We start from the raw sequence: 14,078 nt of genomic DNA, 5'->3' as shown, positions 1-14,078 counted from the left end.
GCCGTAAAAAAAACACTGTCATGGCCCATGAATGCTTGCTTTGCTGCATGGCCGCTGCTACGCGCGCAGGCGTCCGGCAGCGGGAGTATGATGAGCAACCTTTACAAATTTCCGCCAAGCATGCTGCAGACACCCGATGCCTTCGTCCCCCTGATCGATCCTCCTGAACCGGCCCCGGCGGCAGCCGACACGCTCACATTCGTCTTTCACCGCGGGCGTTTATTGTTGCGCACGCCCGAGCTGACCCTGCCCACTGCCGCCGAGGCGGCCGCGCTCGATATCGACCTGAGCCGCGCCCAGCCCGTGGGCTTGTGGCAGGGCCGCTATTGCCAGACCGTCTGGACGGATGACGAGGCCTTGCCCGCCGATGCGCCCCTGGCCTGGCACGGCATGCGCTCGCTGTTCCATGCCGTCGACGATGCTTTCCTGGGCCTGGCCAGCCGCGCCGCGCAGCTGGCCGAGTGGGCGCGCACGCACCGTCATTGCGGCGTGTGCGCCACGCCCATGCAGCGCACGCGCGGCGAACGCTGTTTCACCTGCGCCGCCTGCGGCATGCTCGCGTATCCGCGCATTTCGCCTGCCATGATGGTACTCATCCGCAAGGGCGAGCAAGTGCTGCTGGCCATGCACAAGCATTCGCCATCGCAGCGCTTCAGTCCCCTGGCCGGTTTCCTGGAGGCGGGCGAATCGATCGAGGAGGCCGTGCACCGGGAAGTGATGGAAGAGGTCGGCTTGCGCGTGCATAACCTGCAGTACTTCATGAGCCAATCCTGGCCGTTTCCCCATTCGCTGATGATCGCGTTTACGGCCGATTACCTCGATGGCGAGATCCGCCTCGACGAGAACGAGATCGCCGAGGCGCGCTGGTTCGGCCCCGGCGATGCCTGGCCGGAAGCGAGTTCCAGCGTGTCGATTTCCGCGCTGCTGGTGCAGGCGCACCGCCCGCCGGCAGTGCCGTAAAGCGGGGGCTGCTCAGGCAGCTTGCCGCATTTTCTATATACTGGCGGCAATTGCAAATTTTAGGGTGGTTTAGCATGTCTCAAGAATTCTCCGAAAACGACTGGCGCCGGCTCATCAGCAGCTTTGGTGAAGATCCGCAGCGTCCTGGCTTGCTGGAAACGCCGGCGCGCGTGGCAAAAGCCTGGAAACATTGGACCTCCGGCTATGGCCAGGACCCGGTCGATTTGTTGAAAGCCTTTGAAGATGGCGCGGAACAGTACAACGAGCTGATCGTCGTGCGCGGCATCCCCGTCTACAGCCATTGCGAACACCATCTGGCGCCGTTCTTCGGCAAGGCTACCATCGGCTACGTGCCCAATGGCAAGATCGTCGGCCTGTCGAAACTGACGCGCCTCGTCGATTGCTTCTCCAAGCGCCTGCAAGTGCAGGAACGCATGACGATGCAGATCGCCAATGCCTTGATGGAAGTGCTGGAACCGAAATCGGTGGGCGTGGTCGTACGCTGCCGCCACCTGTGCATGGAAAGCCGCGGCATCCGCACGCCGGGCGAAGAAACCATCACCTCGGCCATGCTGGGCGAGATGCAGCCGAACCTGGCGCTGCGTACGGAGTTCCTGGCGCTGGCGCGCGAAGTATGATGATTTAAACGATGATGCAAGACGAAGGCGGCATATGCCGCCTTTTTTTATGCGTTTTTATATTTTCCTGGATTCCCGTTCCGCCAGGTAGCGGGCCGGCGGCTTGCCCACCGCCTTGCGGAACATGGTGACAAAACCGCTGGTATTTTCATAGCCGAGTTCCAGCGCCACCGCTTTCACGCTGTGCCCTTGCGCCAGCCGTTGCAAGGTCAGGATGACGTGCAATTGCCGGCGCCAGCGGCCCACGCTCATGCCCATTTCCTCCAGGGATTGCCGGGTCATGCTGCGCTCGCTCATGCCGATGCGGCTGGCCCACTCGGCCAGCGTGCGTTTATCCGCAGGCTGGGCCAGCAGCAGGGCGGCCAGGCGGCGCAGCCGCGCATCGCGCGGCATCGGCAAATGCAAGTCTTCCACGGGAGCGGCCGCCAGTTCATCGAGCAGGGTGAGCACCAGGCGTTCCTGCGCGCCCTGCAGCGCGGCCAGGGTGGGAAAACCGGCCGCCTTGGCGATCAGTTCGCGCAGCAATGGCGAGACGGCCACGGTGCAGCAGACGGCGGGCAAGGCCGGCGCCATGCCTGGCTCGACAAACAGGCAATAACATTGCGCCTCGCCCACGCCCTGCGCCGCGTGCATCAGGCCGCCCGGTATCCACACGGCGCACTGGGGCGGCACGATCCACACGCCGCTTTCCACCTCGCAATGAATCACGCCCCGCGTGGCATACAGCAACTGCCCCTTGCGGTGCTGGTGCGGCGCCTGTTCCGCATCCTCGGGCACGCTGGCCAGGCCCACGGCCAGCAAGGGACGCAGCACGCCATCGACATCGAAATCGAGGATGGAGGCGTCGTCGTCCAGGCCCAGGCGGGCCGTCAGCATGCTGGGCAAAAGGGGATGGGGCATGGGAAGACTTTGGCTGGATTGAATAATATTGTGGCTATTTTATGCAATGACGCGCAGCACTGCCAACGCTATCGTATGGCCATCCGCAGCCCCGCTTCCACGGCAACCGCCGCCGCCAGTGTTCTGATGAAGGTGAGGAGGAACGGCAACCCCCTTGAAGGAGTCATCCCATGCAACTCGATTTTTCCACATTCCCTCTCGTCTGGATGCGCCGCGACGGCGCGGCAGATACCCAGGCCGATGTGCTGTTTGCCCAGTTCGACGCGCTGCTGGCGCGCCGGCAGGCGTTTGTCATCCTCAGCGAAGAAGGCTTTGACGAGGACGGGCATGAACACCCGCAGGCGGAGCGCAAGCGCGCGTCGCTGTGGATGAAGCAGAACAAGGCCGCCATCCGCGCGTATATCCAGGGCATGGTGTTGATCGAACCGAGCGCCGCCAAGCGCCTGGCCGGCAAGGCCTTTGCCGTCTTATTTGGCAAGTTCTGGGGCTATCCCCTGCATTTCGGCACCAGCCGCGACGACGCGCTCGACATCGCCCAGCATTTGCTCAGGGCGTGGCTGCCGCCCCAAAATGATCCGACAAGGCGTCACGACGCCTGACCAAACCGTCGCGAGCGGAAGGGAGAGGTAGCCGAGAAGCGCAACCGTACTTTGTACGGGGGCGCCGAGCCGGTGAGCATCGCAGGCTGCCTATACCGACGTGCAGCAGGTTGGGTCAGGTGTTTTAGTAGCGGTAGTCGTTGACGAAATGCTTGGTGAAGTTGTACTTGCTGCCGCCGTCGAGCAAGTCGACCAGGCGTTTCGGCGCCGAGGCCGACATGAAGGCGTCGGCCGCGCCGCCCGTGCTGCGGAACTTCATGCCGGGGCTGAGGATCTGGTTGGCGCCGATCTTCAGGTGCTGGAAGCTTTTCGTTTTTTCATTGTTGAGGATGAAGTGCAATTCCTGCTTGAACGTCAGGAAGGGGATCTTCAGCCACCAGCCTTCGTCCGTGCCATAGCTGGCGACGCTGGCAAAGTGCGTGTTCTTGTCCGTCAGGGTGGGTTTGCCCAGGCGGTCGTTGATGCGTTTCATGGCTTCATTCTTGGTCATGCTGTTCTTTCGTGATTCGATCTATGCGGCGTGCATTCTGACACAGGCGCGCCGCCGCGTGCCGTGGAATGCGTCACAGCAGCAAAATCAGCGAGCCGAGCACGATCAGGCCGCCACCGAGGGCCCCTTTCAGCGTGAACGGTTCGCCCAGCACCAGCCAGCCGGCCAGCATCACCAGCGCCACGCTGAGCTTGTCGACGGGCGCCACCAGCGACACGGGCCCCAGCTGCAGCGCGCGGAAATAGCATAGCCACGACAGGCCCGTGGCCACGCCCGAGGCGATCAGGCAGGTCCAGCCCACCCAGTTGCCGCCGGCGGGCCGCTGCCATTCCGCGCGCAGCGAGATGATGGCCGCCGTCACCAGCAGGATGACGCCCGTGCGTATCAAGGTGGCCATGTTGCTGTTCAGGTGGGCCACGCCCAGCTTGCCCAGGATGGCCGTCAGGGCCGCGAACACGGCCGACAGGATGGCAAAGCCTTGCCAGCTCATGGTGGTGAACATGGAACTCCTTGCGCGGTGGGGAATGGGAGTGACTGTAGCGCAAAAGAACGGCGGCCGCTGGCCCCAATTTTATTGCAACGCAACATCAATTCTCATCAATTGTCGCAACGCATTAACAACACTGGGCAAAATTCATTGCTTCCCGGCATTGTAAATATCGGTCGTTCGAGCGTATGCTGAAGCAGTCTGAACGGTGCCGCCAGAGCACCGTCGCCGCCGCATTCCTGGCCAGCCGAGCTGGAAGCGGGCCACGCCCCTTTGCCGCAAATAGATAGTTGGAGACACAGCATGAAGAAATTGACGTTCCAGCAAAAGTTATGGATTCCCCTGATTTGCAGCCTGTTGTGCATCACCGTTATTTTTGTCTATAACGCCCTGGAAGTGCGCAAGATCCGCATCGAAGAGCGCAGTGCCGACCTGAGCAATGCCGCCGACCTGGGCCTGGGCGCCGTCAAGATGTTCGGCGACCTGGCCGCCAGCGGCGCCCTGACGAAGGAAGAGGCGCAGAAGCAGGCCACGGCCGTCATCAAGAGCATGCGTTTCGGCGAGACCGGTTATTTGTCCATTATCAACCTCGATGCCGTCGTCGTGATGAATCCCGCCGCGCCGCAAACGAACGGCAAGAACATGTCGGATTTTAAAGATGCCAACGGTACTTATCTGTACCGCGACATCGTTACCGTCGGCAAGAGCGATGCGGGCAAGGGCTTCGTCCATTACTATTTCCCCCGTCCCGGCCAGAAAACCCCCGAACCGAAGATGAGCCGCGTGGTGGCTTACAAGCCATGGGCCTGGACCCTGGTGGTGGGCGTGTACATGGATGATATCGATGCGGCCTTCCGCCAGTCGCTGCTCACCTCGCTGGGCGTGCTGGTACTGGTATGCGGCTTGCTGGCGGCCGTCGTCGTGGTGATCAACCGCAGCCTGCGCCATGCGCTGGGCGGCGATCCCGAGTATGCGGCCGACGTGGCGGAAAAGATCGCGAATAACGATTTGAGCGGCGTCGTGCGCACGCATGCCAACGACCGCCACAGCGTGCTGTACGCGATGAAAACCATGCAGACCAACCTGGTCGATGCCATCAGCGAAATCCGCCACAGCGCCGAGACGATCGCCACGGCATCGAGCGAGATTGCCAGCGGCAATATGGACTTGTCGGCGCGCACGGAAATGCAAGCCAGTTCGCTGGAAGAAACGGCCGCCTCGATGGAGGAATTGACGTCGACCGTGACCCAGAACGCGGGCAACGCCGTGCAGGCGAATGAACTGGCGCAGTCCGCTTCCGCCGTGGCGCGCCAGGGCGGCGCCGTGGTGGCGCAAGTGATCGGCACCATGGACACCATCAACGCTTCGTCGCGCAAGATCGTCGACATCATCGGCGTCATCGACGGCATCGCCTTCCAGACGAATATCCTCGCCTTGAACGCGGCCGTGGAAGCGGCGCGCGCGGGCGAGCAGGGACGCGGCTTTGCCGTCGTGGCGTCGGAAGTGCGCAACCTGGCGCAACGGTCCGCCGGCGCGGCGAAGGAAATCAAGGAGCTGATCGGCGCTTCCGTCGACAGCATCGCGGCCGGCAGCACCCTCGTCGCACAGGCGGGCACGACCATGGATCAGGTGGTCGCTTCCGTTTCGCGCGTGACCGACATCATGGCCGACATCACGGCCGCCTCGCACGAGCAAAGCACGGGCATCGGCCACGTCAACCAGGCCATCACGGAGATGGATAGCGTGACGCAGCAAAATGCGGCACTGGTGGAAGAGGCGGCGGCAGCGGCGTCGAGCATGCAAGACCAGGCGGCCGTGCTGGCGCAACTGGTGGCGCGCTTCAAGCTGTCGGCGCAGGAATCGGGGACGGCGCCGCGCCTGGCGGCAAGCTCGGCTGGCGCGCTACGCGCCGTGGCGAAAAAGCCGCTGCGCAGCCTGGCAGCGCGCTAGGGGTTTCGTTCAGGACTTACTGGGCTGGCGCCGCCGCTTGCGGCGCCGGTTCGAATTCCAGCTTGTCATCGACGACCACGAATTGCCCGATCGGCTGGCCCAGGTCGGCTTTCGGGTCGTTTTCCATTTCCGTCAGCTCATTGCAGGTATTCGTTTCCGCCTGCCACAGCTGCTTGCCCATGCGGATATTCCATATGCCGTCGCCGGCCGCAAACAGCTCGACGGTGATGTCGGCCGGCGCATCCGTCGACAGGGTATGCAGGCGCTGGCATTGCGGCAAATTGGTGGCCATCAGCTGCACTTCCACGGTATCTTGCCAAAAATAACGTTGCTGGCGGCGCACGGTCAGGGAATGGTCTTGTCCATCGAACATATAGATGGCGAAGTCCTGGACACAGCCTGACAGCAGGACGGACAGCGTGACGATCAGGAGTTTGCGCATGGTCGGCTTTCTTTGTTTGTGCTCTGGAATGTCGGGATGCCTGCGTGACGGCGCGAGTGGGCGCTTGCCTCGCTTGGGCGCCGTCTTGTTTTTCGCTTACGTGGCATTATATCCATGCATATCAGTTGCGGCGCGACAATAGTGATGCGGAGGCCGCCTGCCCTACTTATCTACCTGGAAAGACCACGATGATCGACCTGTATTACTGGACCACGCCCAACGGGCACAAAGTGACGATGTTCCTGGAAGAAGCGGGCATCCCCTACAAGCTCATTCCCGTGCATATCGGCAAGGGCGAACAGTTCAAGCCCGAGTTTCTAGCCATCGCGCCGAACAACCGCATCCCCGCCATCGTCGACCAGGCGCCGGCAGATGGCGGCGCGCCGCTGTCCCTGTTCGAGTCGGGCGCCATTTTGCAATACCTGGCCGAGAAAAGCGGGCAATTCCTGCCGGACGACGTGCGGGGACGCGCCGAAGTCATGCAGTGGTTGTTCTGGCAAATGGGCGGCCTGGGGCCCATGGCCGGGCAAAACCACCATTTCGTGCAATATGCGCCCGAACCCATCGAGTACGCCATCACGCGCTACGTGAATGAAACGAACCGGCTGTACGGCGTGCTGAACAAGCGCCTGGCGGACCGTGCATTCGTGGCCGGCGACAACTATTCCATCGCCGACATGGCGATCTACCCGTGGATCGTGCCGCACGCCCGCCAGCGCCAGAAGCTGGAAGATTTCCCGCACCTGGCGCGCTGGTTCGCGGCCATTGCCGCCCGTCCCGCCACCGTGCGCGCGTATGCGCGGGCGGCCGAAATCAATGTGCAGCCGACCGTCAGCGGCGACGCGAAAAGCGTGCTGTTCGGACAGACGGCGAAGACGGTGGCGTGATCGACGGTCAGTTTCCTCGGTAAGTGGAAAAACCGAAAGGACTGAGCAGCAAGGGAATGTGATAGTGCTGGTCGGTCTTTTCCACGTGAAATTGCACGGGGATTTCCGGGAAAAAAGTTTCCTGTTTCAGGCGCGCATAGTGCTCGCCTGTCTTGAACACGATGCGGTAATCGCCCGCCTGCAGGGGCGTATCGGCCGGATACATGGCCGCGATGCGCCCCTGCGCATTCGTCACGGCGCTGCTCAATTGCTTCCAGTCATCTCCCTTCTTGTGCTCCAGGGTCACCGTCACGCCCGCCGTCGGCTGGCCGCTTTGCAGGTCGAGGATGTGCACGCTCAAGGGATTGGCGGCGGCCAGGGCCGTGCTGGACAGGCTGGCGAAGGCCAGGGCAGCGGTGATTTTTTTCAGACAAGTCATCGTTGTTGCTTTCAAGGTGGGGTGGAATCGAGTTCAGGGAGGGCGGCCAGCGCCGCCTGGGCGCAGGCACGGTCTTGCAGGGCGCCACCGCCACCGGCGACGCCGACGGCGCCAACCACTTGCCCCTGTGCCATCAACGGCAAGCCGCCGCCCAGCAGCAACAGTTCCGGCACGGTGGTCAAATTGCTCATGTCCGGATTGTTGCGGGCCGCCACGGCCAGCGCATAGGTATCGGTTTTGGTGGACAAGGCCGTGTACGCCTTGCGCCGGCTGGCCTCCGTGTTGTGCGGCCCGACGCCATCGGCGCGCTGCACGGCGACGACATTGCCGCCATGGTCCAGTATGGTGACGACGATATGCCGGCCCTGCGCCTGGCACGCGGCCATGGCTGCGCTGGCCAGCTTGTTGGCCGCCGCCAGCGGCAGGTCATTGATGCTGCGCAATTGCGCGTGGGCGGGACTGGCCAGCAGGCACAGCAGGGTACTGCCGAGTAACAGGGTTTTCATGTGGCGTCCAGGAAACAAGATGGCGCCAGTATGGCCAGGCTTGCCCTACGCGAAGATGATCGCCGCATGACATTTTTATCATCCGCGGCGGCGTGCGTGCGGCGTAAAATGGTTTCATATTCCTATTAGAAAGCCGCCATGCGCATCCTGGTCATTGAAGACGAGCCGAAGACGGGCGACTATCTGTTGCGCGGCCTGGCCGAGTCCGGTTTCACGGTAAGCCTGGCGCGCAACGGCCGCGACGGCCTGCACATGGCCGGCAGCGAGGCGCCCGATCTGATCGTGCTCGACGTCATGCTGCCCATCATGGATGGCTGGCAAGTCTTGCGCGCGCTGCGGCTGCAGGAGGGCGGCGCGGATGTACCCGTGATTTTCCTCACGGCGCGCGACGAGGTGCAGGACCGCGTGAAAGGGCTGGAACTGGGCGCCGACGATTACCTGGTGAAACCGTTTGCCTTTGCCGAGCTGGTGGCGCGCATCCGCACCCTGTTGCGCCGGGGCCCGCCGCGCGAAGACGACGTGATCCGCATCGGCGACATGGAAATCGATGTGATGAAACGCAAGGTCAGCCGGCAAGGCCAGCGCATCACCCTGACGGCCAAGGAATTCGGCTTGCTGCATCTGCTGGCGCGGCGCCAGGGCGAAGTGCTGTCGCGCTCCATCATCGCTTCGCAAGTGTGGGATATCAATTTCGAGAGCGACACCAACGTCATCGACGCGGCCATCCGCCGCCTGCGCAGCAAGCTCGACGACCCCTTCGAACCCAAGCTGATCCACACCTTGCGGGGCATGGGCTATGTCTGTGAATTGCGCGCGCCGACCGTACCCGACAACGGCGCCGGCGCATGAAATTCTCGCAACTGCGCCGCTCGCTGACCCTGCGCGTCACGCTCGTGTTCGTGCTGATCGTGGCGCTCGTGTCGGCCGGGCTGGGCATGCATCTGTACCGTTCATTTGTGGCGGAAATCGAGCGCCGCGACGACATTTTATTGCTGGGAAAACTGCGGCAAATCCAGCAATTGCTGGGCAATGCGGGCACCCTGGACATCATCCGCGAACGGCCCCAGTATTTCCGCGACACCATGAGCGGGCAAGAGAATTCCCTGGTGCGCATCGTGCGCGCCGATGGCACGCGTTTGATCGATGTCAACCCGCACGGCGAGACAGTGGCGCATGCTGTTCCGGTGGCCGTCGATGTGCCCGTGACGGCCGGCGATATCGTCAGCTGGATCAGCCGCGACGGTTATCCGGCCAGGGTCGTGGCCGCCAGCGCGCGCATCGGAGAGCCGGCGCAGATGGCCGACATTTCCGTCGCCCGGGTCTATGGCGACCGCACGGCCATGTTTGCCGCCTACCGCTGGCAGATCGTCGTATCGGTGGCCGTCAGCGCGCTGGTGGCGGCCTTGCTGGCCAGCGTGATGTTGTTGCGGGGATTGCGGCCATTGCGTAATATCGCCGCGCATGCGGCCCTCGTGCGGCCGGGCAAGCTGGAGCAGCAACTCGATGCGCGCGGGGCGCCGACGGAGCTCTTGCCCTTGATCCAGGCGCTCAACGCCATGCTGGCGCGGCTGCAGGAAGGCTATGCGCGGCTGTCGCAGTTTTCCGCCGATCTCGCGCATGAATTCCGCACGCCTGTCACCAATCTGCTGGGGCAAAGCCAGGTCATGCTGGCTCGGCCCCGCAGCGCGCACGAGTATGAACAGCTGGTGTCGTCGAATGTGGAAGAGCTGGAACGGCTGTCGCGCATGATCGACAGCATGCTGTTCCTGGCGCGGGCGCAGCAGGATGAAATGGTGCTCGTCAAGCAAGTCTTGCCCGTGCAGGACGAGTTTTTAAGGCTGGCTGATTTCTTTGAAGGCTTGGCCGAAGAGCGGGAGCTGGCGCTGGCTTGCCACGGCAGCGGCGCGGTGACGGCCGAGCCGCAACTGCTGCGCCGCGCGCTGGGCAATTTGCTATCGAACGCCATCCGCCACGCGGCGCCCGGCAGCACGATACTGCTGCGTTCGCACGCGACGAACGAGGGTGTGGAATTGAGCGTGAGCAACCTCGGTCCCGCCATCCCCGCGCGCCACCTGCCGCACCTGTTCGAGCGCTTCTACCGCGCCGACCCGGCCCGCAGCGATTCGGCCGCTTCCACGGGATTAGGGCTGGCCATCGTCACGGCCATCATGCAGCTGCATGGCGGCAGCGCGAGCGTGGCGTCCGACGCGGCCGCCACGACGTTTACCCTTGTTTTCCCCGTTGAGAACGCCTGATAAAACCGTAGCGAGCACAAGAAAGGTTCGGCTCCCCCGAGGCAGTGAGCATCGGAGGCGGCAAATCGCGATGCGCAGCAGGTTTGCTCAGGTGTTCTACCCCATTTCCACCAAAAACTCATGCATGCCCGTATGCGGCAATTGCGCACACGCGGGCGCAAAGTGCGGCAACTGTCCCCACAGCAGCGGGTTGCCGACGATGTACACGTAATGCTGCGCGCGCGTCAGGGCCACGTTGAGCAGGTTCGGCGTGGCCGCCGCCCATTGGGCGGCGCCGGCCGTGCTGTCGTCGGCGCCGAGGACCAGCATCACCACGCTTTGTTCCTTGCCCTGGAAGGTGTGCACGGTGCCCACCATCTGGCTGCTCCACTGGCGCAATTCGCGCGCCGTCGGCGCCTTCCCATAGCCGAGGCGGCGGTCCCAGTCCATGTCGACGATGCGCGAACGCAATTCGTTGCGCACGGCCTTGAACGGCGTGATCACATACATGTCGGGCAGCTTGCCGTCGCGGCGATACAGCTTCAACAGTACTTCCAGCACGAAATCGAGCTGCACGGGCACCACCTGCTTGTAGCTGACGGGGCCGACGGCGTCGATCCAGCAACTGGAGCCACGCGTGAAGCCCCGGGCGCCGGCCGGCGGCGTGCGCTCGGCTAGCCCGTAGACCATCTTGTCTTCGTAGGCGATGCTGTTGGCCAGCGAAAACATCGGTTCCACGCAGCGGCGGTGCACGCGCAGGGGGCTGCCGATCCACAGCGGCTGTGCGCTGCCGGCGCCGACGACGGCGCCATAGCGGTTGGCCTTGTCGGCCAGGGTCTGCACGGAAACGCTGGTCGGCGCGTAACCGCCATCGCGCGTGTGCGGCGACAGGGCGGATAACGTCTGCACGAGGCGGCCCGGCACCGTGAACACGGGTTCGATCTGCAGCGGGTCGCCCACGACGACAGCGCGCTTGGCGCGCCACAGGCTGCCCAGCGCCGCTTGCGGCACGGCCTGGCCCGCTTCATCGATGAACAGCCAGCCCAGCGATTCGGGACCCATGCCCTGGAACTGGCGCGCGAACGAGGCAAACGTGGTCGACACGACGGGCACCACCATGAACAGGCTGTGCCACACCATGGCGATGTGCGACTGGTCGTAGGCGCGCTTGTTTTTCAGCAATTTGGAGACGGCCAGCAAGTTGCCGCCAAAGCCGGGTCCGCCCTTCTTCGCCACCTCGGCCAGCCACGCCTCATGCAGGGCCAGGGCCTTGGCGAACAGGCGCGAGCGCAGGCGCGCCAGGGCCGGTTCATGCCACAGGCCGCCAATTTGCAGGGCGTCGCCGTCCAGCTCGTCCAAGGTGGCCGGCGCGAGGATGGTGGGGAAGCGCATGCGCGCGCGGCGCAGCAGTTCCGTGCTGTCATCCCATTCGCGCTGGCGCGATTGCGCCGTGCGCAGGGCGACGTGCAGGCTGTTGCGGGCGCGCTCGCAGCGCGGCTCCAGTTCGCCTTTCAGCAGCAGCTTGATGGCGGACACGTCGCGCGCCGCCTGGCGTTGCGCTTCGGCATTGGCCACGACGGCATCCTTGTAGGCACGCGCCGGGGCCGTGCGGAACAATCGGGCAAAGAAGCCGGGCTGCGTCAGCGCCACCAGGCGTTCCTCTTCCAGCAAATCCTTCTTGCTGGCGAGCAAGGTGTCCTGCTGCGTCAGCGCGCCGGACAGGGCGCCGTTGGCCGCATCCATTTCTTGTTCCGCGGCAATCAGCGCATGCTGGCTGGCCTCGATGAAATCGGCTTCCGTGCACGTGCCCACGGCTTGCCACAGGGCCGCGTATTGGGCGTGCTCGGCCAGGGCCTTTTCCACCACGTGTTCCGTCTCGCGAAATTCGCGCGCGGCCTGGGCGAAGCTCACGCCCTGGTAGCTGGCCAGCCACTGGCGGATATTCTGCGCGTTCGGCGTCTTGCGCGCCGTGCTCTTGTCCCAGTCGTCGTCATAGAAATTGCTGACGAAGCGGCGGCGGTTCGCGCTGTTGCCCAGCGCACAAGACATCAAGCCCCAGGGCGCTTCCGCCTCGCCCAGGGCGCGGTTGGCGCCATTGCCGTCCGCCACGACCCGGCGCGCCACGCTTTCGAAATAGCGCGTGCGCGCCCATTCCTTGCCCAGCTGCTTGGGTTTAGGTAAATCGCCGGAAATGTTTTCCACGGCCGCATTGTTTGACGAAGCGACGACCATTTCAAAGCCCGTCAGTTCCGGGCGCAAGCGGGCAATCGTGATGGGGTCGCGCACGCCTTCGAAGGCCACGGCTACCTTGCCGATGAAGGCGTCGCCGGCGCGGTCCAGGCAAGACAGCACGGCGGCGCGGCGCACGATGTTGTCGGCGAACAATTCACGCAACAAGGTCGTCTTGCCCGTGCCCGGCGGGCCGTTGACGGAAAAGATGCCCCGCTCGTGCAAGCCCGTGCGCGCGCCTTGGATGGCGAACTGCTGCATCAGGCTCATGGCGTAGCTGGCGTCTTCCAGCCAGTGCCCGCGGTTCATGTTGGCCGGATTGAGCATGGCGGCCAGCGCCTGGCGTCCGGCCGGGCTGTACAGGTCGATGCGTTCATCCTGCGCCAGCGGCGTCAGGTAGGCGGCGACCGTCGCGGGCAGCTTGCCGCCACGCAAGGCGCGGATGATCTGTTCCAGGTCATCCAGGTAAAAACTGTTGAGGATATCGATCGAGGGTTCCACCGCGTCGCCGAAGTCCAGCGTGCGGTTCTGGCTGGCCTCCAGCGTATCGGCGTCCGTCGCGGCCACGCGTTTCTTGCGCGTGCGCAATTCCAGCACGGCCAGCGGCTGGCCGGCGGACGGGCGGAAACCGGCCCAGTCCATCAGCAGGTCGGCCAGCGCGGCGATTTCCATGCCGGACAGGGGCGACGAGACATTGCCCGCCTCGTCCGTCACCGGCTGCGGCGCGCGGCTTGCCGCGAAATTGCGCAGGCTGTCTTGCAGCGCCAGCTGGCTGTCGCTGAAGGCGTCCAGGCTCAGGCCCGACCAGTCCGGCGTGCGGGCGCGGCCCAGGGCCCACGGCAAGGTCGACACGGACACGGGATCGAACTGCGGCTCGCCCAGCGCATTGAGATTCAGGCGGGCAAAGCACGAACGTCCCAGCAGTTCTGTTTTTTCCGTGTCGGCCATGTTTTCCGGGCCGTTGGCCGGCGGACAAGCCTTGTTGATTTCGGCCTTGTCGAACACGCCGAGGAACAGGCTGAAGCCGTCGATCTCGCGGTCGGACGGCACTTGCCATTGCGTGGCGAACTGCGGCGGCAATTGCGCCAGCTGTTCGCGCTGCAGGAGGCGCACGGTGGACGGGTCTTCAACGTCCGTGATTTGATTCAGGTCAAACGGGATAAAGAATTCGATCTTGTGCCAATACTCCAGGATAGCCAGGAGGCGCTGCTGTTCTGCCTGATTCATGATGACCAATATTTTGTAAAGCGAGCGAGGATTGTAAAGCGTATGCGCGGTGCACGTTTTGCACTTTTGTCTATTGCGCGGGCTTTGCCGCAAAAAAAGTGATGATTGCGG

General features: G+C 63.7%; 14 protein-coding genes. 7 read left to right on the top strand and 7 right to left on the bottom strand.

The window, feature by feature from the left end:
* Positions 1-120: 120 nt before the first annotated feature.
* Positions 121-960, top strand: a complete 840-nt coding sequence (gene nudC / locus O3301_RS23355) for an NAD(+) diphosphatase (protein WP_289919987.1) — start codon at positions 121-123, stop codon at positions 958-960.
* 74 nt (positions 961-1,034) lie between these two features.
* Positions 1,035-1,598, top strand: coding sequence for a GTP cyclohydrolase I FolE (folE, locus tag O3301_RS23350; protein WP_099666133.1), 564 nt, complete (start codon positions 1,035-1,037; stop codon positions 1,596-1,598).
* A 57-nt stretch (positions 1,599-1,655) separates the two neighbouring features.
* Here folE and O3301_RS23345 read toward each other — a convergent pair whose 3' ends face one another.
* A complete protein-coding gene (locus O3301_RS23345) occupies positions 1,656-2,474 on the bottom strand; it encodes a helix-turn-helix domain-containing protein (RefSeq protein WP_369812235.1) in 819 nt (272 codons plus the stop codon).
* A gap of 194 nt (positions 2,475-2,668) precedes the next feature.
* Here O3301_RS23345 and O3301_RS23340 point away from each other — a divergent pair, with 194 nt between their 5' ends.
* Entirely contained in the window at positions 2,669-3,097 is a 429-nt protein-coding gene (locus tag O3301_RS23340) for a hypothetical protein (RefSeq protein ID WP_305057636.1), read from the top strand.
* A 124-nt stretch (positions 3,098-3,221) separates the two neighbouring features.
* On the opposite strand, the gene O3301_RS23335 is transcribed toward O3301_RS23340, so the two are convergent.
* Both O3301_RS23335 and O3301_RS23330 read right to left on the bottom strand, forming a co-directional pair.
* Positions 3,222-3,587, bottom strand: a complete 366-nt coding sequence (locus O3301_RS23335; protein ID WP_034781254.1) for a hypothetical protein — start codon at positions 3,585-3,587, stop codon at positions 3,222-3,224.
* A 73-nt stretch (positions 3,588-3,660) separates the two neighbouring features.
* Entirely contained in the window at positions 3,661-4,089 is a 429-nt protein-coding gene (locus O3301_RS23330) for an EamA family transporter (RefSeq protein ID WP_305057635.1), read from the bottom strand.
* A gap of 288 nt (positions 4,090-4,377) precedes the next feature.
* On the opposite strand from O3301_RS23330, the gene O3301_RS23325 reads away from it, so the two are divergent.
* Positions 4,378-6,024 carry a methyl-accepting chemotaxis protein gene (locus O3301_RS23325; RefSeq protein ID WP_305057634.1) on the top strand — a complete coding sequence of 549 codons (1,647 nt, stop codon included), beginning with the start codon at positions 4,378-4,380 and terminating at the stop codon, positions 6,022-6,024.
* A gap of 16 nt (positions 6,025-6,040) precedes the next feature.
* Here the strand turns inward: O3301_RS23325 and O3301_RS23320 are convergent, their stop codons facing one another.
* On the bottom strand, positions 6,041-6,466 hold the full coding sequence (locus tag O3301_RS23320; RefSeq protein ID WP_251351680.1) for a hypothetical protein: 426 nt from the start codon (positions 6,464-6,466) through the stop codon (positions 6,041-6,043).
* 188 nt (positions 6,467-6,654) lie between these two features.
* Between O3301_RS23320 and O3301_RS23315 the strand changes: the two genes are divergently transcribed.
* Positions 6,655-7,353: a glutathione binding-like protein gene (locus O3301_RS23315; protein WP_289914011.1), complete on the top strand. Its 699-nt coding sequence runs from the start codon at positions 6,655-6,657 to the stop codon at positions 7,351-7,353.
* Positions 7,354-7,360: 7 nt separating this feature from the next.
* Here the strand turns inward: O3301_RS23315 and uraH are convergent, their stop codons facing one another.
* Positions 7,361-7,771, bottom strand: a complete 411-nt coding sequence (gene uraH, locus O3301_RS23310; RefSeq protein WP_289919925.1) for a hydroxyisourate hydrolase — start codon at positions 7,769-7,771, stop codon at positions 7,361-7,363.
* 11 nt (positions 7,772-7,782) lie between these two features.
* Positions 7,783-8,277 carry a heme-binding protein gene (locus O3301_RS23305; RefSeq protein WP_305057633.1) on the bottom strand — a complete coding sequence of 165 codons (495 nt, stop codon included), beginning with the start codon at positions 8,275-8,277 and terminating at the stop codon, positions 7,783-7,785.
* 138 nt (positions 8,278-8,415) lie between these two features.
* On the opposite strand from O3301_RS23305, the gene O3301_RS23300 reads away from it, so the two are divergent.
* A complete protein-coding gene (locus O3301_RS23300; protein WP_305057632.1) occupies positions 8,416-9,126 on the top strand; it encodes a heavy metal response regulator transcription factor in 711 nt (236 codons plus the stop codon).
* A complete protein-coding gene (locus tag O3301_RS23295) occupies positions 9,123-10,532 on the top strand; it encodes a heavy metal sensor histidine kinase (protein WP_305057631.1) in 1,410 nt (469 codons plus the stop codon). Before O3301_RS23300 ends, O3301_RS23295 begins: the two co-directional genes overlap by 4 nt.
* 96 nt (positions 10,533-10,628) lie before the next feature.
* Here the strand turns inward: O3301_RS23295 and O3301_RS23290 are convergent, their stop codons facing one another.
* Entirely contained in the window at positions 10,629-13,967 is a 3,339-nt protein-coding gene (locus O3301_RS23290; RefSeq protein ID WP_305057630.1) for a DEAD/DEAH box helicase, read from the bottom strand.
* Positions 13,968-14,078 lie beyond the last annotated feature (111 nt).

This window comes from Janthinobacterium sp. SUN211 (assembly GCF_030587315.1).
Lineage (GTDB): Bacteria > Pseudomonadota > Gammaproteobacteria > Burkholderiales > Burkholderiaceae_D > Janthinobacterium > Janthinobacterium kumbetense.
The sequence above is the reverse complement of the archived record's forward strand: the minus strand, read 5'-3'. Positions and strand labels throughout refer to the sequence as shown.